We start from the raw sequence: 21,061 nt of genomic DNA, 5'->3' as shown, positions 1-21,061 counted from the left end.
ATGTTCATTCTCTCACACCCGGGCTGAAAGGCGGCGGAACCACGGGCAACGGATCGGTACCTGAGGGCGCTGACTGAATGCTGCTTCCAGCCACCGGCGTTACAATCGGGGCAAGGAGCACCCGAAGCAAAGGACGCCACACCATGCCCAGCATTTCCTCCCACGGCACCGACACGCCGGCTGCCTCCCCTGCGGCGGAGCCGTTAGCCGCCACGCCCGGGAGCGTGCCGCCGATGGCACGCAACCGGCCCTTCGGCTGGCTATTGGTCATCACTGGCGCCATCGGCTGGCTGGCCTCGGGAACGCTGGTCCTGGAAAAGCTCGCTGTCCTCGAGGATCCGAATCATGTAACGGCCTGCGACGTTAATCCGTGGATCTCCTGCGGCCAGGTCATGCAGACGTGGCAGAGCTCGGCGTTCGGGTTCCCCAACATGTTTATTGGCATCGTGGCGTTCGCCGTCATCATCACAGTGGGCATGGCCCTGCTCTCCGGCGCCACGTTCGCACGCTGGTACTGGGCGGGACTCCAGGCCGGCGTGACGCTCGGCTTCGCGTTTGTGGTGTGGCTCTGGTCCCAGGCACTCTACGACATCCATGTTCTCTGCCCGTTCTGCATGATTGTCTGGGCCGCGATGATCCCGCTCTTCGTCTGGGTGACCATCCGCAACGTCGTCCACGGCGTCATCCCCGTCCCGGCAGGTACTGCACGTGTGCTGGGCGAATCGGGCTGGATCATCACGGCGCTGCTGTACGTGGCGGTCATCGCCACCATCTTCTTCGCTTTCATCCAGGTGTTTGCCGGAACCTCGGGCTTCTGACGCGGGCCCCGCACAAACGCACAAAAGGCGCGAACCAACAAGCGCGAACGAACACTTGAGGCCCCGGTTTCCCGGGGCCTCAAGTGTCCGTTCGCGCAGTTGGGGGTGGACGTTAGTCCTGGAACCAGATCTTGATTTCGCGCTCGGCCGAGTCCACGGAGTCGGAGCCGTGGACCAGGTTCTGCTGGACCTTCAGGCCCCAGTCGCGGCCGAAGTCGCCACGGATGGTGCCGGGAGCCGCAGTGGTGGGATCCGTAGTGCCGGCCAGGGACCGGAAGCCTTCAATGACGCGGTGGCCTTCGAAGATCGCGGCCACCACCGGTCCGCTGAGCATGAATTCAACGAGGGGCTCGTAGAACGGCTTGCCCACATGTTCTTCGTAGTGCTGCTCCAGCAGTTCCCGGCTGGCGTCAACCTTCTTCAGTTCGGCGAGGGTGTAGCCTTTGGCCTCAATGCGGCCCAGGATGGCGCCGCTGAGGTTGCGGGCAACGCCGTCGGGCTTGATCAGTACCAGGGTGCGCTCAATGGTCATAGCTGCTCCAATGCGTAATGTGTGGTTTCGGGACAATTCTACGAGGCTTCCGGGGTGTCCCCGTGCGACGCATTCCACTCGGCCTGGTCGCGTTCGCGCTTTGCGGCTTCTGAATCGATCCTGATGCCGGTGCGGATTCCATACCACCAGGCCAGGCCGAACAGCGCGCCAACCAGGAACATCATGGGCTCAACGATGCCCGTCAGGATCAGCACAATCTGCAGGATCCAGCCCAGTCCCACGCCCCAGGGCTTGGACAGCACCGCGCAGGCCAGGATCATCACTACGCTCAGTGCGATGCCGATGCCCAGGATCAGCGCCGGCGGAAACTCGCCGCGCCTGAGTCCAAAGACGGCCAGCGTTGCGAAAAAGACCACAAACGCTTCAAGCAGCAGGACGGTGGAGGCAAACATCACCTTGGTGGACCGGCGCTTCTTGGGCATTCCCGGGCGCCACTCGCGCTGCGCTTTGGTCAGCTTCGCCACCGCTAGGCCTCCGTCTTTCCGAGCAGGATCCGGGCTTCCGCCACCAGGGTGATGGAACCCGTCACCAGCACGCCGCCGGAGAGGTCGTCGCTGGCTTCGGCGCGTTCCACGGCCCATTCGAGGGCGTCGTCGAGCTTCTCAGCAATGTGGATGTTGTCTTCGCCGAAGCCCATTTCCACCGCCAGTTCAGCCAGTTCGGCCGCGGGCACTGCCCGTGGCGAATTGGACTGGGTAAAGCAGTATTCCTGGGCGATCTCGCCCAGGGATTCCTTGAGCTGGCGCAGGATCTCTTCGGCGTCCTTCTCCTTCAGGACTCCCACTACCGGCACCAGCCGGGTGAAGCTGAAGGCCTCCTGGATGGCCTCGGCCGAGACCCTGATGCCGTCCGGGTTGTGGGCCGCGTCAACAATGATGGTGGGCGCCGTGCGGACAACCTCAAGGCGGCCCGGGGACGTGACGGATGCGAAGGCCTCCTGGAGCACCTCGGCGTCAAGTTCCTTCTCGCCGCCGAAGAAGGCCTCGAGGGCTGCCACCGCCACTGCTGCGTTCTGGGCCTGGTGCGCACCGTGCAGCGGCAGCAGCAGTTCCGGGTACCGGCCGGCGATGCCCTGAATGCTCACCACCTGGCCGCCCACGGCAACCGTCCGGGATTCGACGCCGAACTCTACGCCTTCAAACCGGAACGGGACTCCCACGTCCTTGGCTTTCTCGAGTAGCACCTGCGCAGCATCAACGGGCTGCGAGGCACTGATGAGGTAACCACCGGGCTTGATGATGCCGGCCTTCTCGTACGCAATCTCCTCGGTGGTATCGCCCAGCAGGTCGGTGTGGTCCAGGGAAATGGGGGTGACCACGGAAACCAGGCCGTCGCCCACGTTGGTGGCATCGGTGATGCCGCCCAGACCCACCTCGATCACGGCCACGTTGACCGGCTGGTCCGCGAAGATCGCGAAGCCCAGGATGGTCAGGCACTCGAAGTACGTGAGCCGGGGCTCCCCCGCAGCGGTAAGCTCTTCGTCGACGATCTGCAGGTACGGGCGGATCTCATCCCAGATCCGGACAAACGTTTCGTCAGAGACAGGGTGGCCGTCGATGCTGATCCGCTCGGTGACCTTGGACAGGTGCGGGCTGGTGTAGCGGCCGGTACTCAGGCCGTGCGCTCGCAGCCCGGCCTCGATCATCCGGGCCGTGGAGGTCTTCCCGTTGGTGCCCGTCACATGGATGATCGGGAACGCCTTGTTGGGCTCCCCCAGCACATCCATGGCCCGAAACAGCGGCGCAAGACGCGGCTCCATCTTGTTTTCCGGCGCACGCCCCAGCAACTCTGCGTAGACACTTTCCACGGAGAATTCGTCAGTCATAGCTCAAGCCTCTACTTTTTCGACGGTAATGCGTGGTTCGCCTGACTCAGCCGGAACTGTGGCCAGCTCCAGGGTCAGGGTTTCGGTCTTGACCAGCTCGGCGTTTGCCAGCAGCGCCTCCAGCACGGCGGGAGCGGCCGTGACGGTGGTGCGGATCCGGTCGCTCACATTCAGTGCAGCGTCCTTGCGTGCCTGCTGGATGGCGCGGACCATGTCCCTAGCCGTCCCTTCGGCCTCAAGTTCGGGCGTGACCTCGGTGTTGAGCACCACAAAGCCGCCGCCCGGCAGGACAGCTACTGAAGCCGATCCGCCGTCGGACTCTGCCACCACGGTCTCCAGCGTGTACTCCTGGGATTCCAGCTCCAGGCCGCCAGAAACAACAACTCCCGCGACGCCGTTTATTTCTTGAACCGACCAGTCGCCGGACTTGGCGCCCTTGATGGCCTGCTGGACGTTCTTGCCCAGGCGCGGGCCCGCGGCGCGTGCGTTGACCACGAGCTTCTGCTCGATGCCGAACTCCTCCGGGGAGGCGCTCTCGGCGTCCAGCAGGCGCACGGAGCGCAGGTTCAGTTCATCGGCGACGACGGCGGCGAAGCCTCCCAGCGCATCCGCGCCAGGTGCCACAACGGTCAGTTCCTGCAGAGGCAGCCGCACGCGCAGGTTTGCGGCCTTCCGCAGCGAGGATCCGGTGGAGCAGATCTGCTGCACGCGGTCCATCGCTTCCACCAGCGACGCGTCGGCCGGGAACAGGTCCGCGTCCGGCCAGTCGGCCAGGTGCACGGAGCGTCCGCCGGTGAGGCCGCGCCAGATCTCCTCGGAGACCAGCGGCAGCAGCGACGCGGCCACGCGGGACACGGTCTCCAGCGCGGTGTAGAGCGCGTCGAAGGCGTCAGCGCTCTCGTCAAAGAAGCGCTGGCGGCTGCGGCGGACGTACCAGTTCGTCAACATGTCCAGGTAGCTGCGCAGTTCATCGCACGCGCCGGAGATGTCGTAGCTGTCCAGCTGGGCGGTCATGTTGCGGACCAGGTCACCGGTGTTCGCCAGCAGGTACTGGTCCAGGGTGTCGGCGTACCCGTCGTAGCGGAGCTTCGCGTCGTAACCCTTACCGCCGTTGGCGGCGTTCGTGTACAGCGTGAAGAAGCTGTACACGTTCCACAGGGGCAGGATGACCTGGCGGACGCCGTCGCGGATTCCCTGTTCGGTGACCACCAGGTTGCCGCCGCGCAGGATGGGGCTGGACATCAGGAACCAGCGCATGGCGTCGGAGCCGTCACGGTCCAGGACCTCGGAGACGTCCGGGTAGTTGCGCAGGCTCTTGGACATCTTCTGCCCGTCCGAACCGAGCACGATGCCGTGGCTGATGACGTTCCGGAACGCCGGACGGTCGAACAGCGCCGTGGACAGGATGTGCAGCATGTAGAACCAGCCGCGGGTCTGCCCGATGTACTCAACGATAAAGTCTGCCGGGTTGTGCGTGTCGAACCAGGCTTCGTTCTGGAACGGGTAATGCACCTGGCCGTAGGGCATGGAGCCGGAGTCGAACCAGACGTCCAGGACGTCCTCGACGCGGCGCATCACGGACTGGCCCTCTTCGGGGGTCCGGGGATCGTCCGGGTTGGGGCGGGTCAGTTCGTCGATGAACGGGCGGTGCAGGTCAACCTCGCCGGCCTTGTTCAGCGGCAGGCGGCCGAAATCGGCCTCGATCTCGGCGAGCGAGCCGTAGACGTCGGTGCGCGGGAATTCGGGGTCGCTGGACTGCCACACCGGGATGGGGCTGCCCCAGTAGCGGTTGCGGCTGATGGACCAGTCGCGGGCGTTGGCCAGCCACTTACCGAACTGGCCGTCCTTGACGTTGCCGGGGATCCAGTTGATGTCCTGGTTCAGTTCGGACATGCGGTCCTTGAACTTGGTGACTTCCACGTACCAGGAGGACACCGCGCGGTAGATCAGGGGGTTGCGGCAGCGCCAGCAGTGCGGGTAGCTGTGCTCGTAGCTGGCCTGGCGGACCAGGCGGCCCTGGGCCCGCAGCACCTGGGTGATGGGCTTGTTGGCCTCGAAGACCTGAAGCCCGGCGATGTCGTGCAGGTCGCCGTGGCTGAACAGCGGCAGGAACTTGGCGCCTTCGTCCACGGACAGGACCACCGGGATGCCGGCCTCTTCACAGACCTTCTGGTCGTCTTCACCGTAGGCGGGCGCCTGGTGGACGATGCCGGTGCCGTCGGTTGTTGTGACGTAGTCGGCCACGAGGAAGCGCCAGGCGTTCTGCGTCCCGTACTTTTCGTCGTCGCTGAAGTCGTTCCACAGCGGCTGGTAGGCCAGGCCCTCCAGGTCGGCGCCGGTGTGGGTTGACGTCACGGCGGCCTCGGCGGAGTCCGCATCCTCATAGCCCAGGTCCTTGGCGTACGCGGCCAGCAGGTCCGCGGCCAGGAGGAAACTGCCGGTGACGGGCGCGTCCGGCGAAGCGGCCTTGACGCCGTTGGGTCCGGCGGGGAGAACGGCGTAGGTGATGGAAGGCCCGACGGCGAGCGCCAGGTTGGTGGGCAGCGTCCAGGGCGTGGTGGTCCAGGCGAGCGCCTGGACGCCGGCGAGCTGCTTCGACAGCGCCGACTCCCCTGCCGTGATGGGGAACGTCACCGTGACAGTCTGGTCCTGGCGGTTCTTGTAGACGTCGTCGTCCATGCGGAGCTCATGGTTGGACAGCGGAGTCTCGTCCTTCCAGCAATACGGCAGCACACGGTAGCCGTTGTACGTCAGGCCTTTTTCGTGCAGCTGCTTGAACGCCCACAGGACCGATTCCATGTATTCGACGTTGAGCGTCTTGTAATCGTTGTCGAAGTCCACCCAGCGGGCCTGGCGGGTGACGTAGCTCTTCCACTCATCGGCGTACTTCATTACGGAGGCACGGCAGGCGTCGTTGAACTTATCGATGCCCATGGCCTCGATCTGGGTCTTGTCCGTCATGCCCAGCTGCTTCATGGCTTCCAGTTCAGCCGGCAGTCCGTGGGTGTCCCAGCCGAAGCGGCGTTCAACGCGGCGGCCGCGCTGTGTCTGGTAGCGGCCCACGAGGTCCTTGGCGTACCCGGTCAGGAGGTGGCCGTAGTGCGGCAGTCCATTTGCGAAGGGAGGGCCGTCGTAGAAGACGAATTCGTTGCTGCCGGGCTGCCCGCCGGGGGCGTCGGCGCTTCGCTGGTCGATGCTGGCCTGGAAAGTGCCGTCCTGGTCCCAGTACTTCAGGATGCGCTCTTCGATCTCCGGGAACTTGACGGAGGCGGAGACACCGGCGGCAGCGCCGCTCGAAACTGCAGCCGAAGGGGAAGCTGAGGCTTTGGGGTAATACGTCATTCTCGACATCCTGGATTGAGCTGGTGAACCACTCAGCCGCTGCTGGATGGTTCCGTTCAGGATGCGAGGACGGCTCGTGTGCTGTCCTGGGACTGCACGCTTACCGCGGTACCACCTCACTTACCGGCACTCCACCATGCTCCGGGGGAAGCTTGTTGGTGCGCCGGCCGCTCATTACTGCTGTGACGGGCTTACCCGTCCGGTTCTACCGGCCCTGGCGCGTGCTGATCCTTGCGCCGGGGCGTTCTTCCGGAAGCTCACCGGTGATGGCCGGGTCAAAGCTGATACGACGATGTTACCGGAGAAGTCACTGCGTTTCACTGCACACTGCCTTGAAAGCACAGCGCGGTCCGCCGGGCAGCGAAACGCAGTGACGGCGGCTGGGCGCCCGGGCCGGTACTAGAAGCCGCGCGGCAGTTTCATCCCGGCAGCAGCCATGACATCGCGGAGCCGGTCCGGGTAGTCGGTGATGATCCCGTCAACGCCGGTGTCGATCAGCGCCCGCATGGTGGGCTGGTCATCGACGGTCCACGGGATGACCTGCATCCCGGCAGCGTGCGCACGTTCCACCATGTCCGCGGTGACGTAGGGGACGTAGCCCGGATCGGTCACTTTGCCGTTCTGCGGGGTGCCGTGCACGGGAGAGACGGCGTCGAAGCCGAGGGAAGACGCTGCAGCGATGAGGTCGCCGCCAAAGTCGTCGGCGTCAATCCCGCCAAGCCACGGCGAGCTGCCCGGCTGCCCGGCCTGGAGGAAGTCCTTGTTGGTCAGGGCCACGGTGCGGATCTGCGGGTCGCGCTGCTGGACGAGGCGCAGGGAGCCCCAGTCGAAGCTCTGGATGGAGACGCGGCTCTGCATCTGGGCGGCGTTGATTTCCCGGAGTGCGACGTCGATGAACTGCTCGCGCGGGGCGGTTTCCGCCGGAGCGCCGGCTTCGACCTTCGTTTCAATGTTGAACTTCACCTGGCTGGCGCGGTGGGCGTCGGCGAGCTCAAAAACCTCGGCCAGAGTCGGCATCTTGGCGCCGGGAGACGCCGTCTGGCCCGGGAACTGCGGCTGGGTGAGCGAACCGCAGTCCAGGCTTCGGACCTGTTCGAAGGTCAAGTCCTTGACGTACTTGCCCACATAGGGGAACTGCGGATCGTTCGGCGTGACCGGCGCGGTATCGAGGCACTTCTTGTTGCTGATCTTGCGGTCGTGCGTGATGACTTCGCGGCCGTCCTTGGTGATCTGGAGGTCAAGTTCCAGGGTGGACACGCCGGTCTCGAGGCCCTTGGCGAAAGACGCCAGGGTGGATTCGACGGTCAGGCCGAGTCCGCCGCGGTGGGCCTGTAGATCAAAATGGTTGTCCGTGCCGTTGGGGTTCGTGTCAGCGGCTTGGGCCTGAACCGAAGTCGTGAGGAGCAGGGCTGCGCTGAGTACGGCAGCGCCAAGCTTCATCGGGGTGCGCATAGGAAGGAATCTCCACTCTGGTGGTGTGCAGTTTTGCGCCTGCTACAGTGCCGTCCTGCGGCCAACGTCAGGCCACAGCGGGCTGGCCGGAGTGCGACTGGACGGTAAACGTTGGGCTTCATCGCAAAGCCGATCCAATCAACGGGCGACGCCAGGGCGGCGACTCTTTAGACTCGTGCCATGACAGTCTCCCGGGCGATTTGTTCCGGTCCCTGATGGGCCATCGTGCACACCACTGCTGGCTGTTGTCTGCTGGCCTGGTTGCGGCCCCTGTTGTGGTGGTGTCCTGGTTCCGCGCCGTTCCGGCGCCGTGGCCGCCGCTTGTGGTGCAGGTAGTGGCCTTTACGCCGTGGCTGGCATTCCTTGCCGCGGCCGCGGTGTTGCTGACACTGCCCAGCCGGCGCGCCTGGGCTATCCTGCCGGCGGCAGTCCTGCTGACCGCACAGCTTACCTGGCTGTTCCCGCCGGAAGTGTTCCTGGCCCGGCAGGGAGGGTACCCCCAGGTCCGGGGGCCGGATGCTCCAGCCGCGGCGAAGCTGACAGTCATGAACCTCAATGCCCGGCTCGGGGGTGCTGATAGCGCCGCCATCGTCCGGCTGGTCCGGGACCACCATGTTGACCTGCTGACCGTCCAGGAGCACAGCCCGGAGTTGGAGAAGCGGCTGGCGCGGGCGGACCTGGGCAGCGTGCTTCCCCACCGCGTGTCCCATCCCCGGAACGGAGCGGCCGGCAGCGCCGTCTACTCGTCTTTCCGGCTCAAGGAGGTGGGAATGGTCCCTGACACAGCGTTCAGCATGCCGGTTGTCCGGCTTGAGACCAGTGACCCAGGCGCCGGCGCCGGGCTGACGGTCATCAATGTGCACGCGCACGCGCCCGTGGACATTGCAGTTCATCAATGGCGAAGTGACCTTACAGCTGTGGCCCGGGCAAGCAGCGGAGCCGGTCCTACGCTTCTGGCGGGCGATTTCAACGCGACATATGACCACTGGGAATTCCGCGCGATGCTGGAGGGGGCCGGCGGCGGCCGGAAACTGGTGGATGTTGCAACCGCGTTGGGCAGCCGGCTCATCCCCACCTGGCCGATGCGGGATTACAGCCTTCCCGGCGTGGCTCTGGACCATTTGGTGACCAGCCCGGACATTTTAAGTTCGGGTTACTCGGTCCACCCGGTCCGCGGCACCGACCACGCTGCAGTGATCGCCACCCTGGAGATCCAGCTTCCCTAACGCTTGCGGATCAGCTTGTGGGTGGCCGCCTGTGCAACGGGCCGGATCACGATCTGGTCCAGGTTGACATGGTGCGGCGCGCTGACGGCGTAGCGCACCACGTCGGCGACGTCGGCTGCGGTCAGGGGCTTCTCCACGCCCTCGTAAACCTTCTCCGCGGCGTCCTGGTCACCAAAGCGGTTGAGCGCGAACTCTTCGGTGCGGACAAGGCCCGGGGCTACCTCGATGACTCGGATGTTGTGTTCCGCCTCTTCCAGCCGGAGGGCACCGGTCAGTGCGTGCTGGGCAAACTTGGCGGCGTTGTAGCCGCCGCCGCCCTCGTAGGCCACCAGTCCGGCGGTCGACGTCAGGTTCAGGACAGTTCCTTCGCCGGTGGCGCGGAGCATCGGCAGGAACGCCCGGGTGAGCTTCACGGTGCCGAGGACGTTGACCCGGAACATCCATTCCCAGTCCTCGGTGTTGGCCTCGCCCACCAGGTCAGCACCCCGGGCCCCGCCGGCGATGTTGATGAGCGTCCCCACGCCGCCGGCTTCGGTGACGCGGGCAAGGAGCCTGGCGACGTCGTCGTCCTCGGTGATGTCAGCGGGAATTCCGACGGCGCCTGTTTCAGCTTCCAGCGCGGCCAGCCGTTCGGCGCGGCGTGCCACAGCGAATACCGTCCAGCCTTCCGCCCGCAATGCCCGCACGGTTGCCTCGCCGATGCCGGTGCTGGCGCCGGTTACTACTGCTGCCTTGTTCAGTGAATCTTCAGTCATGGCACCACCATAACGGGCCCGGCCGGTGGCATGCTTGGAGCGATGTCGCCGGATGAAGTCCCGGCCATGAAACAATTGCCAGATGGCTGAAGACACTCAGGGTACAGACACGCCCTCCACCGCCCCTATCAACGTTCCGGACAAGCCCGCCCTTGAGGGGCTCGAAGCTGCCCTCACGCAGCGCTGGCTTGCCGAAGGGACCTACAAGTTCAACCCGGACACCACCCGGGAGCAGGTCTACTCGATCGACACTCCCCCACCCACCGCATCTGGCTCCCTGCACGTGGGGCACATGTTCTCCTTCACGCAGACGGACGTGCTGGCCCGCTACCAGCGCATGATCGGCAAGAACGTGTTCTACCCGATGGGTTGGGATGACAACGGCCTGCCCACCGAGCGCCGCGTCCAGAACTACTACGGCGTGCGCTGCGATCCGTCCATCCCGTACGACGCCGACTACCGGGCTCCGGCGGAGCCCGCCAAGAACCAGCGCGATTTCGACGTCGTCTCGCGCCGGAACTTCATCGAGCTGTGTGAAGAACTTGCCGTGGAGGACGAGAAGGTGTTCGAAAGCCTGTTCCAGCAGCTCGGACTTTCCGTGGACTGGCAGCTGACGTACCGGACCATCGATGACGCCTCCCGCGAAGTCTCCCAGCGCGCCTTCCTGGCCAACCTGGCAGCCGGCGACGCGTACATGGCCGAAGCGCCAACCCTCTGGGACATCACCTTCCGCACGGCCGTGGCCCAGGCGGAACTCGAAGACCGCGAAGTTGCCGGCGCGTACTACCGCTACCCGTTCTTCACCGAAGACGGTGAAAAGATCTATGTCGAGACCACCCGTCCCGAACTGCTGGCAGCCTGCGCCGCCCTCGTTGCAAACCCCGACGACGAGCGGTACCAGCCGCTGTTCGGCAAGATGGTCACGTCCCCGGTCTTCGGTGTTGAGGTTGAGGTCAAGGCCCACGCGCTGGCCAAGGCGGACAAGGGCTCCGGCATCGCCATGGTGTGCACGTTCGGTGACCTCACCGACGTCACCTGGTGGCGGGAACTCCAGCTGCCCACCCGTGCCATCGTTGGCCGGGACGGCCGCATCGTCGGCGAAACCCCGGACTGGATCACCACCGATGCAGGGCGCACCGCCTACGAAGACATTGCCGGCAAGACCGTCTTCAGCGCCAAGGAAACAGTGGTGGAGCTCCTGGCCGCCGAAGATCTGATCGACGGCGAACCGAAGAAGATCATGCACCCTGTGAACTTCTACGAAAAGGGCGACAAGCCCCTCGAGGTTGTCACCTCACGCCAGTGGTACTACCGCAACGGCGGCCGCGACGAAGAGCGCCGCGCCCGCCTGATCGCGCGCGGCCACGAGATCGACTTCCACCCGGCCTTTATGCGGTCCCGCTTCGAGAACTGGATCTCCGGGCTGAACGGCGACTGGCTCGTGTCCCGCCAGCGCTTCTTCGGTGTGCCCATTCCCGTCTGGTACCCGCTGGACGCCGAGGGCAACCCGCGGTACGACGCCCCGATCGTGCCCCTGGACGAGCAGCTGCCGGTTGACCCCGCGGCCGATGCCGCACCCGGTTACGACGAAGCCCAGCGCGGCGTTCCTGGTGGCTTCGCCGGCGACGCCGACATCCTGGATACGTGGGCCACGTCTTCCCTGACGCCGCAGATTGTGGGCGGCTGGAGCCGGGACGAAGACCTCTTCGCCAAGGTCTTCCCGTTTGACCTGCGCCCCCAGGGCCACGACATCATCCGCACCTGGCTGTTCTCCTCGGTAGTCCAGGCTGATGCGCTGCAGCACGCCGCGCCGTGGAAGCATGCCGCCATCTCCGGCTGGATCCTGGACCCGGACCGGAAGAAGATGTCCAAGTCCAAGGGCAACGTGGTGGTTCCCACCGATGTGCTGGACGAATTCGGCTCCGACGCCGTCCGCTACTGGGCCACGTCCGCCAAGCTCGGCGCGGATACGGCGTACGAGATCGCGCAGATGAAGATCGGCCGCCGCCTTGCCATCAAGCTGCTGAACGCCTCAAAGTTCGTCCTGAACCTGGGGGCGACGGAGAATTCCGTGGTCTCCACCGATCTCTCGGTGCTGACCAACCCGTTGGACCGCGCGGTGCTGGCCCAGCTGGCCGATGTGGTGCGCCAGTCCACCAAGGCGTTCGAGAACTACGATTACGCCCGGGCCCTGCAGATCACCGAGAGCTTCTTCTGGCAGTTCACGGACGATTACGTGGAGCTCATCAAGGACCGCGCCTACGGTGCCGCCGGCGACGCTGAGCAGGCCTCCGTGCTGGCAGCTCTCGCCACCAGCCTGGACACGCTGCTGCGCCTGTTCGCCCCGTTCCTGCCCTTCGCCACCGAAGAGGTCTGGGGCTGGTGGCGCAACGAATCCGTACACCGTGCACAGTGGCCCACCGCAGTGGACGTGGACGGCGACACCACCCTGCTTGCCACCGTTGGCACGGCCCTGAGCGGTGTCCGCAAGGCCAAGTCCGAGGCCAAGGTCAAGCAGCGCACCGAGGTCCTCTCCGCCACCATCACGGCGTCGGAATTCCTGACCACGCAGCTGAAGGCCGGACTTGGCGACCTGAAGGCAGCCTCGAACGCCCGCGAACTGACCCTGGTGGCAGGCGACGGCGAACTGACCGTCAGCGATGTCGTGCTGGCCGCTCCGGAGGAACAGCCCAAGGCCTGACCTGTTTTTGGGCAAAGGGGAAGCCCCATCAGCGTTTTGCCGTTGGTGGGGCTTCGACTTTTCGGCCATCCTGGTGACGTCTTTGATGGTCTGGCAGGATCCTTGGATCTTCAGGTCTTCCTACCTCGTCACTGGTAGCTTGTATCTGACTTTGCCGATGGCTGCGTCGGATACATATCACTGAATCTTTGGTTCCTGCGTCCCGCTTCTTTCGAAGTGGGTAAGATCCATTGTTGTCCCGACGGTTGGGATGCGCAAGAGCCCCGGAAGAACTACATCAGAGTAGTTCGTCCGGGGCTCTTTGCTGTCTGCGTCAGTTGAATTCGGGACGTTCGCTGCGACTGCGCTTAATCTCGAAGAAGTGCGGGTACGAGGCCAGTGTGACGGTGGCATCCCACAGCAGGCCCGCCTGCTCGCCGCGCGGGATGCGGGTCAGCACGGGGCCAAAGAAAGCGGCTCCGTTGAAGGCAACAACCGGCGTGCCGACGTCGTGCCCCACCAGCGAGATGCCCTCCTCATGGCTGGCCCGCAGCTGGGTGTCAAAGGCGTCCGTGGTGGCAACGTCTGACAGACTGGCCGGGAGTCCGCACTCAGCCAGTGCCTTGCTGATGACAACGCCGAAGTCCTTCTCCCCGCCCTGATGAATCAGTATGCCCATGGCGTCGTAGAGCGGCTTCACCACGTGGTCGCCGTGCTGCTCCTGGGCCGCGATGACGACCCGGACCGGACCCCACGCCTTGTCCATGGCCTCGCGGTACGCGGGTTCCAGGTCCCGGCCCTCGTTCAGGACAGACAGGCTCATCACATGCCAGACCGTTTTGATGTCGCGGACAGCCTCGACCTCGCCGATCCAGCGTGACGTGATCCAGGCGAACGGGCACAGCGGATCAAACCAGAAATCGGCCTGGTTGATGGTTGTTTCAGTCATGCATGAGTCCTCTGTTCCTGGGCGTGCGGGAGGGAAGGCGGAAGTGTCGGGCGGGGTGGTGGACGTGTCAGGCGGACTTGCGTCGCTTGGTCACGTGCGGAATGAGGGTGGGCTCGGCCTTGCTGAGGACAACGTCAGCGGTGATGACCACGCTGGCCACGTCTTCGCGGCTGGGGAGGTCGAACATGACCGGGAGCAGCACTTCTTCCATGATGGCGCGCAGGCCGCGGGCACCGGTGCCACGCTCAAGGGCCTGGTCGGCGATGGCGTTGAGGGCGTCGTCATCAAAAACGAGTTCCACGCCGTCGATCTGGAACATCTTCTGGTACTGCTTGACCAGCGCGTTCTTCGGCGTGGAGAGGATCTGGATGAGGGCGTCGCGGTCCAGGCTGGAGACTGTGGTGATCACGGGCAGGCGGCCGATAAATTCCGGGATGAGACCGAATTTCAGGAGGTCCTCGGGCATCACTTCGCCGTAGGAGTCCACCTTATTGCTGGCGTCGTTGAGGGGGGCGCCGAAGCCGATGCCCTTGCGTCCGGAACGCGAACCAATGATCTCTTCCAGCCCGGCAAAGGCGCCCGCCACGATAAACAGCACGTTGGTGGTGTCGATCTGGATGAATTCCTGGTGGGGGTGCTTGCGTCCGCCCTGGGGCGGAACGGAGGCCACGGTTCCTTCGAGGATCTTCAGGAGGGCCTGCTGCACGCCCTCGCCGGAGACGTCCCGTGTGATGGAGGGGTTCTCGCTTTTGCGCGAAATCTTGTCGATTTCGTCAATGTAGATGATGCCCTGTTCGGCCTTTTTGACGTCGTAATCGGCCGACTGGATGAGCTTGAGGAGGATGTTCTCCACGTCCTCACCCACATAGCCGGCTTCGGTGAGTGCCGTGGCGTCGGCAACAGCAAACGGAACATTCAACCGCCGCGCCAGGGTCTGGGCAAGGTAGGTTTTGCCGCAGCCTGTGGGGCCGATCAGGAGGATGTTGGACTTGGCAATTTCGACGTCGTCGTGGTGGCCGCCCTCAGCGAGGCTGCCGCTCTTGGGGGCGTGGCCGGCCTGGATCCGCTTGTAGTGGTTGTAGACGGCGACGGCGAGGGAACGCTTGGCAGGTTCCTGGCCGATGACGTATTCCTGCAGGAAGTCGAAGATCTCGCGGGGCTTTGGCAGCTCGAAGCTTCCCAGATCGGCGACTTCCGCGAGCTCTTCTTCAATGATCTCGTTGCAGAGCTCAATGCATTCGTCGCAGATGTAGACACCGGGCCCGGCAATGAGCTTGCGCACCTGCTTCTGGCTCTTTCCGCAGAAAGAACACTTCAGCAGATCCGTGCTCTCGCCAATCCGAGCCATATGTGAACCCCTTTAGTATCTTGCTGCCAGGCAGCTGTGCACCGTTGCTGGAATCGTGGCGGGCCTGGGAGGACCGGCCGTGACATCTTCCACTCTAGGTCACAATTGCGTCCAAGGGTGGAAAGCGAAGGCCGGTGCGGCCCAAATTACTGGACCGCACCGGCCGTCGAAGAGGCTGGCTACCTGGTGATTGCCTGCGGCTTCATCTTGCGGGAATCAAGCACCTGGTCAATGAGGCCATAATCCAGGGCCTCGGCGGCGGTCAGGATCTTGTCACGCTCAATGTCGTTGTTGACCTGCTCCGGGGTGCGGCCCGAGTGGTGCGCCAGCGTGTCCTCAAGCCAAGCGCGCATGCGCATAACTTCCGCGGCCTGGATCTCCAGGTCCGAGGCCTGTCCACCTTGGCCGCCGGAGAGGGCCGGCTGGTGGATCAGGACACGGGCGTTGGGCAGGGCCAGGCGCTTGCCCGGGGTGCCGGCTGCGAGGATCACGGCGGCGGCGCTGGCGGCCTGGCCGAGGCAGACGGTCTGGATCTCCGGCCGGATGTACGTCATGGTGTCGTAGATCGCGGTCATGGCCGTGAAGGAACCGCCCGGGGAGTTGATGTAGAGAGTGATGTCGCGGTCCGGGTCGGTGGACTCGAGCACCAGCAGCTGGGCCATGACGTCATCAGCGGAGGCGTCATCGATCTGGACGCCGAGGAAGATGATGCGGTCCTCGAACAGCTTCGTGTAGGGGTCCTGGCGCTTGAAGCCGTAAGGCGTGCGCTCTTCGAACTGGGGAAGGACGTAGCGGCTGGTCGGAAGATTACCGGCAGTCGATCCGAAGTTGTAAGTCATTTTGTTGCTCCTGATCTAAGTGTTCTAAGTGCCGGGTTACTTCTCGGAGGCTGACTCGCCGGAGGTAGCGTTGGCGGTTCCGCCGCCGCCTGAGACGGAACCGGCGTGGGCCGCGATCTTGTCGAAGAAGCCGTATTCGAGGGCTTCAGGCGCGGTGAACCACTTGTCACGGTCGTTGTCCTTGAGGATGGTATCCACGGACTGGCCGGTCTGGTCCGCGGTCAGTTCGGCCATGACCTTCTTCATGTGCAGGATCAGTTCGGCCTGGATCTTAATGTCCGAGGCCGTGCCGCCGATGCCGCCGGAGGGCTGGTGCATCAGGACCCGGGCGTTGGGGGTGGCGTAGCGCTTGCCCTTGGTGCCTGAGGAGAGCAGGAACTGGCCCATGGAGGCTGCCAGGCCGGTGGCGACGGTGACGACGTCGTTCGGGATGAACTGCATGGTGTCATAGATGGCCATGCCCGCGGTCACGGAGCCGCCGGGAGAGTTGATGTAGAGGTAGATGTCCTTTTCCGGGTTCTCGGCGGACAGGAGCAGCAGCTGCGAGCAGATGGCGTTGGCGTTGTCGTCACGCACCTCGGAGCCCAGCCAGATGATGCGCTCCTTCAGGAGGCGGTTGTAGATGTAGTTGTCCTGGCTGGCCGGATCTACAGTCGCCATCCGGGGGGCCTCTGCGTGCTGTGACATGTGTACTTACCTCTCGCTGGTGACGGTGACATCACTGAACTTCACTACTTGGACACTAACCGGTTTGGTGGCCGATTTGTTCGCGGGAATCGCGCTGTTCGCTGACGGCGCACGATCCCTGCGAGAGCCCGTTAACCAAGGCAGCCCCCGGACCAATAGGTCCGGGGGCTGCCTTCAGTCGCACTGCCAGGGGCGTGCTAGAACTTCACGGCTGCCGGGTCGTCACTCGGGGTGGCCTCGGTCTCGGCGTTGGTGTCTTCAGCAGCCTCAGCGGCGGGAGCCTCTTCTTCGCCGCCGGGGCGGACGAAGTCGCTGAGGTCAACGGTCTTGCCCTCGGTGTCGGTCACGGTGGCCTGGCCCAGGACAACGGCCAGTGCCTTCCGGCGGCGGACCTCAGAAACCATCATGGGAACCTGGCCGCTCTGATCGATGATCTGGGCGAACTGGTTCGGGTCCATGCCGTACTGGCTGGCGGCGCTGACGATGTAGTCGATCAGCTCAGCCTGGCTGACGTTGACTTCTTCCTTTTCGGCAATGGCGTCAAGGATGACTTCGTTCTGGAAGGCGCGGGCGGTGTTGGCCTTGACCTCTTCGCGGTGCTCCTCGGTGTCGTGTTCGCCTTCACCGTGGCCGTTGCCCTCCTTGAAGTGCGCGTCGACCTGCTCGTCGACCACAGAGTCCGGAACCGGAACCGCAATGAGCTCAACGAGCTTGTCCAGGACCTTGTCCCGGGCCTCTACGCCCTGCTCAACAACCTTGGAGTCGGCGGCCTGCTTGGCCAGGTCCTCGCGGAGTTCGGCAAGGGTGTCGAACTCGGAGGCCAACTCGGCGAAGTCGTCGTCGGCCTCGGGAAGCTCGCGCTCCTTGACGGCCTTGACAACAACCTTCACCTGGGCGGACTCACCGGCGTGGTCACCGCCCACCAGGGTGGTTTCGAAGATGGCGTCCTCGTCAACGCTGAGGCCGGTCACGGCCTCGTCCAGGCCCTCGAGCATGGTTTCGGTGCCCACCTGGTAGGACAGGCCGGACGCGGAATCAACGTCGGCGCCGTCAATGGTGGCGGTGATGTCGATGGTCAGGAAGTCGCCATCGGCGGCCGGGCGGTCCACGGACTTCAGCGTGCCGAAGCGGCCGCGCAGTTCATCCAGGGCCTTGTCAACGTCTTCGTCGGAGGACTCCGCTGCGGCTACCTCGACCTTGATGCCGGCGTAGTCCGGGAGTTCGATCTCCGGACGGATATCAACCTCGGCGTGGAACTTCAGTTCCCCGTCCGTGGAAGTGGGGTCCGGAACTTCGGTGATTTCAACCTCGGGACGGCTCAGGGGGCGGATGCCGGATTCCTGGACTGCAGCCTGGTACCAGCCGTTGAGGCCTTCATTGATGGCCGTCTCCAGGACGTAGCCGCGGCCAACGCGCTGATCAATCAGCTTGGACGGGACCTTGCCCTTACGGAAGCCAGGGACCTGGATCTGCGAAGCAACAGTCTTGTATGCCTCGTCGATGCTGGGCTTCAATTCCTCAAAAGGGACCTCAACATTGAGCTTGACCCGCGTGGGGGTGAGGTTCTCGACAGCGCTCTTCACGGTCTAAGTACTCCTGGGTTTGTGGGATGGGTTTCTGCAAACGCATTTTTCTGCCCGGGCCGCTTGCACGGCCCGAGCCGCAGAGTCGGGGTGACAGGATTTGAACCTGCGACTTCCTGCTCCCAAAGCAGGTGCTCTAGCCAAGCTGAGCTACACCCCGTAAGTGCACAGGCAAGTCTACGGTCATCCGGGCGTTCTTTGCACATTTGACACGTGGGGCATGAATTAGGTTTAGTTGTATCCGGCTTCAACAGCCAGCCCGAAGAAACGCAGAGCAGCCCGACGCAACAGCTGAGCTGTATTTTTCCGGGGACGTAGCTTAATGGTAAAGCCTCAGTCTTCCAAACTGATTACGCGGGTTCGATTCCCGTCGTCCCCTCCATATAAGCAGGGCCCCTCAGCTGAGGGGCCCTGCTTTTTTGTTTGGCCGGCTGGGGTTGGCTACTGCTGGCAGCCGGGGCACCAGTAGAGCTTGCGGCCCACCATTTCGGCGATGGCCACCGGCACGGCGCAGACCCGGCAGGGCTGCCCTTCGCGCTTGTACACAAAGTGGGCGTCGCCGCCCGTGGGCAGGAGCGCCCCCGGTTCCCGGTTATCCGGCTCCCAATACACCGGCGGTGTGGTGATGATCCGCCCGTCGCGGACGCCGTCGGCCATTACTGCGGCTGTGTCGTCCCACAACAGACCGGCGGCGCTGCTGGAGAGTCCAGTACCCGGCAGCCACGGATCCAGCCGCTGCCGGAACAGCACTTCGGCCCGGTAGACATTCCCGACGCCGGCAATCACCTTCTGGTCCATCAGCAGCGCTGCGATGGACGTCTTGCGGGACAAAAGGCCCGTCACAAAGCGGGTCCTGTCCGCGGGATGGTTGTGCAGCGGATCCGGCCCCAGCCGGGCCAGGACGGCCCGGGCTTCTGCCTCGGTGATAGCCGCGCAAGTGGTGGCACCGCGGAGGTCCGCCCAGCCATGCTTGCTGACCAGCCGGACACGCACGGCGCCGCGGGGCTCGGGAGGTCCCGCGTACTCAACCATCCCGGCGTCGTCGGTAATTTCGGGGTCCTCGAAAACCTCGCGCTCCCCGATCTTCCGCGGGGCACCGATGCTGGAGGCCCCGCTGAAGGTCGCGTCGCCGCCGAAGTCCCAGGCCCCGTAAAGCCCCAGGTGGACGTGCAGCACCACAGCGTGGTCAAAATGCAGGAAGAGATGCTTGCCGTGGGCGCGCGAATCCGTCAGGACCTGGCCGTCCAGCAGGGCTGCGCCGGCAACGAACCGGCCCTGCGGGCTGCTCACGGATAGCGATTCCCCGGTAAAGACGTCCCCGAACTGTTGCGCCAGGCGGCGGACTGAATGCCCTTCGGGCACTACTCGATGACCTCGCCGGTGGTTTCGTAAGCCGCGATCTTGCCGATGCGGCGGACGTGCCTTTCGTCATTGCTGAAGGGCTCAGCCAGGAACGCCTCGATCAGTTCGGTTGCTTCCTCGACAGTGTGCTGGCGGCCGCCAACGGCCACCACGTTGGCGTCGTTGTGTTCGCGTGCCAAAGTTGCGGTGGAGTGGTTCCAGGCGAGGGCTGCGCGGACCCCCTTGACCTTGTTGGCGGCGATCTGCTCACCGTTGCCCGAGCCGCCCAGGACGATGCCCAGGGCGTGGATTCCTGCCTGCTGGTCAGCGACGACGGCGAGCGCTGCGTTAATGCAGAAGGACGGGTAGTCGTCCAGGGCGTCGTATTCCTTGGGGCCGTGGTCCACCACGTCGTAGCCCTTGGCCGTGAGGTGGCTGACCAGGTGGGCGCTGAGTTCCATGCCTGCGTGGTCGGTGGCGATGTGTACCCGCGGGAAGGCAGGGGAAGAAGTCACAGCAATATCCGTTCGTTTCGGCGCCGGGGCCAGCAGTGCTGGTTCAGGCCAGGGTCAGATCATCAGGGACAAGGTTACTAGGACTCAGACTCCGGCGCGCGTTCGCCGGAAGTGCCCCCGTGCGCCCTGGCAGCCACCCGGGTCAGGACTTCCGCCAGCCGGGCCGCGGATGCCGGGCTGCCGCCGCTGACCGTAAGGTTGCGCCCATCTGTTTGATGAACGACGACGGCGGGGCCGCTGCTGACCAGCATCGCGGCGGTGCCGCTGTGGTTGCGGTAGCCCCACCCGCCGTAGTCGGCGGCGCGGACGTCCGCGGCACTTGCGGTGGAGATCGCGGCCGCCGGCACATCCATGACCGGCAGCACTCCGGCCACCAGGACACGCAGGCCGCGGCGATCGGCCTTGACACGGGCGCAGAGGAAAGCAGCGGCCACCACAGCGAGGGCAGCCACCAGGGCCCCGAGCCAGGGAAGCGCCACAGCGATCAGCGCGGCCGGGAACAGGCTTGCCACCGCGATCATCACAAAGACCGAGCTGCGGGCGTGCACCCACATCCGGAACGTGTCCCCCGCAAGCTCCGGGTCAAGCTCGCGGGCGAGGGCCAGCTCCAGGGCCCGGTCATCGTCAAGCGACCACTGCCGGTCGGCTTTGAACACGAAGCCCATGATGACACCCAGCGACAACGCCGCCCCGCTGCCCAATGCGAGAACCGTGAGATCCACCCGGGACTCCCGGGCGTCCGCGAGGCCGGCCTGCCCCACCAGCCCGGCCGCCAGGACGCTGGTGATGAACAGGCTCAGGAACAGTCCCGTCCCCATCATGATCCGGCGCATCACAGCGGGCCGGGACAGCGGTGCCGCCTGGAACATGACCAGCCAGCCTGAGGCGATGATAAGCAGCGCGCCGCCGCCCGCATAGGCGCCGAACGGGGCAAAGGAGGCGCCGCCGTCGGCCGTCCAGCTGATGGCTACGGGGTCAGGAAGATCGGGACGCAGCAAGAAGGCGCAGAACACAAAAGCCGCCGCCAGGACCACGGGAAAGCCGACGGCGAAGCGCAGTGCCTTGGTGTCCACCGAATCCCGGAACTTTCCCATGCATTAACGCTACTCCCGCCGGAGGCCGTGACAGAATGACTTCACTGTGCCGGT

Annotated in this window: 17 protein-coding genes and 2 tRNA genes; 4 read left to right on the top strand and 15 right to left on the bottom strand. The window is 64.7% G+C overall.

Annotation, left to right across the window (positions count from 1 at the left end; all coding sequences use genetic code 11):
* The first annotated feature begins 143 nt into the window (after positions 1-143).
* Positions 144-818 carry a vitamin K epoxide reductase family protein gene (locus tag NG697_RS02925; protein ID WP_252599526.1) on the top strand — a complete coding sequence of 225 codons (675 nt, stop codon included), beginning with the start codon at positions 144-146 and terminating at the stop codon, positions 816-818.
* A gap of 112 nt (positions 819-930) precedes the next feature.
* On the opposite strand, the gene ndk is transcribed toward NG697_RS02925, so the two are convergent.
* From ndk to NG697_RS02900, 5 genes are all read right to left on the bottom strand, one after another.
* On the bottom strand, positions 931-1,350 hold the full coding sequence (gene ndk, locus NG697_RS02920; protein WP_058932211.1) for a nucleoside-diphosphate kinase: 420 nt from the start codon (positions 1,348-1,350) through the stop codon (positions 931-933).
* A 38-nt stretch (positions 1,351-1,388) separates the two neighbouring features.
* Positions 1,389-1,835 (bottom strand): DUF4233 domain-containing protein, encoded by a 447-nt coding sequence (locus tag NG697_RS02915; protein ID WP_111909021.1) that lies wholly within the window; start codon positions 1,833-1,835, stop codon positions 1,389-1,391.
* Between the two features lie 2 nt (positions 1,836-1,837).
* A complete protein-coding gene (locus tag NG697_RS02910; RefSeq protein WP_252599528.1) occupies positions 1,838-3,196 on the bottom strand; it encodes a bifunctional folylpolyglutamate synthase/dihydrofolate synthase in 1,359 nt (452 codons plus the stop codon).
* A gap of 3 nt (positions 3,197-3,199) precedes the next feature.
* Positions 3,200-6,538, bottom strand: a complete 3,339-nt coding sequence (ileS, locus tag NG697_RS02905) for an isoleucine--tRNA ligase (RefSeq protein ID WP_252613587.1) — start codon at positions 6,536-6,538, stop codon at positions 3,200-3,202.
* 399 nt (positions 6,539-6,937) lie between these two features.
* On the bottom strand, positions 6,938-7,990 hold the full coding sequence (locus tag NG697_RS02900; protein ID WP_083510487.1) for a glycerophosphodiester phosphodiesterase: 1,053 nt from the start codon (positions 7,988-7,990) through the stop codon (positions 6,938-6,940).
* Between the two features lie 215 nt (positions 7,991-8,205).
* On the opposite strand from NG697_RS02900, the gene NG697_RS02895 reads away from it, so the two are divergent.
* On the top strand, positions 8,206-9,216 hold the full coding sequence (locus NG697_RS02895; RefSeq protein WP_252613585.1) for an endonuclease/exonuclease/phosphatase family protein: 1,011 nt from the start codon (positions 8,206-8,208) through the stop codon (positions 9,214-9,216).
* On the opposite strand, the gene NG697_RS02890 is transcribed toward NG697_RS02895, so the two are convergent.
* The gene (locus NG697_RS02890) at positions 9,213-9,971 is read right to left on the bottom strand and encodes an SDR family oxidoreductase (protein WP_141140833.1); all 759 of its coding nucleotides are present in this window, start codon (positions 9,969-9,971) and stop codon (positions 9,213-9,215) included. The two genes, NG697_RS02895 and NG697_RS02890, sit on opposite strands and share 4 nt — an antisense overlap.
* Positions 9,972-10,053: 82 nt before the next feature.
* On the opposite strand from NG697_RS02890, the gene valS reads away from it, so the two are divergent.
* Positions 10,054-12,672 (top strand): valine--tRNA ligase, encoded by a 2,619-nt coding sequence (gene valS, locus NG697_RS02885; protein ID WP_252599532.1) that lies wholly within the window; start codon positions 10,054-10,056, stop codon positions 12,670-12,672.
* 313 nt (positions 12,673-12,985) lie between these two features.
* Here the strand turns inward: valS and NG697_RS02880 are convergent, their stop codons facing one another.
* From NG697_RS02880 to NG697_RS02855, 6 genes are all read right to left on the bottom strand, one after another.
* Positions 12,986-13,600: a mycothiol-dependent nitroreductase Rv2466c family protein gene (locus NG697_RS02880; protein ID WP_252609479.1), complete on the bottom strand. Its 615-nt coding sequence runs from the start codon at positions 13,598-13,600 to the stop codon at positions 12,986-12,988.
* Between the two features lie 67 nt (positions 13,601-13,667).
* Positions 13,668-14,948, bottom strand: a complete 1,281-nt coding sequence (clpX, locus tag NG697_RS02875) for an ATP-dependent Clp protease ATP-binding subunit ClpX (protein ID WP_056340575.1) — start codon at positions 14,946-14,948, stop codon at positions 13,668-13,670.
* A 179-nt stretch (positions 14,949-15,127) separates the two neighbouring features.
* A complete protein-coding gene (locus NG697_RS02870) occupies positions 15,128-15,787 on the bottom strand; it encodes an ATP-dependent Clp protease proteolytic subunit (protein ID WP_056340578.1) in 660 nt (219 codons plus the stop codon).
* Between the two features lie 36 nt (positions 15,788-15,823).
* A complete protein-coding gene (locus NG697_RS02865; RefSeq protein WP_248764136.1) occupies positions 15,824-16,447 on the bottom strand; it encodes an ATP-dependent Clp protease proteolytic subunit in 624 nt (207 codons plus the stop codon).
* A gap of 224 nt (positions 16,448-16,671) precedes the next feature.
* Positions 16,672-18,057, bottom strand: coding sequence for a trigger factor (gene tig, locus NG697_RS02860; RefSeq protein ID WP_252613583.1), 1,386 nt, complete (start codon positions 18,055-18,057; stop codon positions 16,672-16,674).
* 85 nt (positions 18,058-18,142) lie between these two features.
* Positions 18,143-18,217: transfer RNA gene (locus NG697_RS02855), tRNA-Pro, on the bottom strand.
* A gap of 148 nt (positions 18,218-18,365) precedes the next feature.
* Here NG697_RS02855 and NG697_RS02850 point away from each other — a divergent pair.
* Positions 18,366-18,439: transfer RNA gene (locus NG697_RS02850), tRNA-Gly, on the top strand.
* A 59-nt stretch (positions 18,440-18,498) separates the two neighbouring features.
* On the opposite strand, the gene NG697_RS02845 is transcribed toward NG697_RS02850, so the two are convergent.
* The 3 genes from NG697_RS02845 to NG697_RS02835 form a co-directional block, all read right to left on the bottom strand.
* Positions 18,499-19,419 carry an Fpg/Nei family DNA glycosylase gene (locus NG697_RS02845; protein WP_252613581.1) on the bottom strand — a complete coding sequence of 307 codons (921 nt, stop codon included), beginning with the start codon at positions 19,417-19,419 and terminating at the stop codon, positions 18,499-18,501.
* Positions 19,419-19,913 (bottom strand): ribose-5-phosphate isomerase, encoded by a 495-nt coding sequence (locus NG697_RS02840; protein WP_248760260.1) that lies wholly within the window; start codon positions 19,911-19,913, stop codon positions 19,419-19,421. Before NG697_RS02840 ends, NG697_RS02845 begins: the two co-directional genes overlap by 1 nt.
* Positions 19,914-19,990: 77 nt before the next feature.
* Positions 19,991-21,007, bottom strand: a complete 1,017-nt coding sequence (locus NG697_RS02835) for a hypothetical protein (RefSeq protein WP_252609476.1) — start codon at positions 21,005-21,007, stop codon at positions 19,991-19,993.
* Between the last annotated feature and the right edge of the window lie 54 nt (positions 21,008-21,061).

It is taken from the genome of Pseudarthrobacter raffinosi, from assembly GCF_023913835.1.
GTDB lineage: Bacteria > Actinomycetota > Actinomycetes > Actinomycetales > Micrococcaceae > Arthrobacter > Arthrobacter raffinosi.
Note: the sequence above shows the minus strand (reverse complement) of the source record. Positions and strands in the feature narration are given on the sequence as shown.

What these genes read in the sequence shown, in the direction of transcription:
- NG697_RS02865 (WP_248764136.1), bottom strand. Translation starts at nt 16,447, where the DNA reads ATGGCGACTGTAGATCCGGCCAGCCAGGACAACTACATCTACAACCGC.
- ileS (WP_252613587.1), bottom strand. Translation starts at nt 6,538, where the DNA reads ATGACGTATTACCCCAAAGCCTCAGCTTCCCCTTCGGCTGCAGTTTCG.
- NG697_RS02835 (WP_252609476.1), bottom strand. Translation starts at nt 21,007, where the DNA reads ATGGGAAAGTTCCGGGATTCGGTGGACACCAAGGCACTGCGCTTCGCC.
- NG697_RS02895 (WP_252613585.1), top strand. Translation starts at nt 8,206, where the DNA reads ATGGGCCATCGTGCACACCACTGCTGGCTGTTGTCTGCTGGCCTGGTT.
- NG697_RS02870 (WP_056340578.1), bottom strand. Translation starts at nt 15,787, where the DNA reads ATGACTTACAACTTCGGATCGACTGCCGGTAATCTTCCGACCAGCCGC.
- clpX (WP_056340575.1), bottom strand. Translation starts at nt 14,948, where the DNA reads ATGGCTCGGATTGGCGAGAGCACGGATCTGCTGAAGTGTTCTTTCTGC.
- NG697_RS02900 (WP_083510487.1), bottom strand. Translation starts at nt 7,990, where the DNA reads ATGCGCACCCCGATGAAGCTTGGCGCTGCCGTACTCAGCGCAGCCCTG.
- valS (WP_252599532.1), top strand. Translation starts at nt 10,054, where the DNA reads ATGGCTGAAGACACTCAGGGTACAGACACGCCCTCCACCGCCCCTATC.
- NG697_RS02880 (WP_252609479.1), bottom strand. Translation starts at nt 13,600, where the DNA reads ATGACTGAAACAACCATCAACCAGGCCGATTTCTGGTTTGATCCGCTG.
- ndk (WP_058932211.1), bottom strand. Translation starts at nt 1,350, where the DNA reads ATGACCATTGAGCGCACCCTGGTACTGATCAAGCCCGACGGCGTTGCC.
- NG697_RS02925 (WP_252599526.1), top strand. Translation starts at nt 144, where the DNA reads ATGCCCAGCATTTCCTCCCACGGCACCGACACGCCGGCTGCCTCCCCT.
- NG697_RS02910 (WP_252599528.1), bottom strand. Translation starts at nt 3,196, where the DNA reads ATGACTGACGAATTCTCCGTGGAAAGTGTCTACGCAGAGTTGCTGGGG.
- NG697_RS02890 (WP_141140833.1), bottom strand. Translation starts at nt 9,971, where the DNA reads ATGACTGAAGATTCACTGAACAAGGCAGCAGTAGTAACCGGCGCCAGC.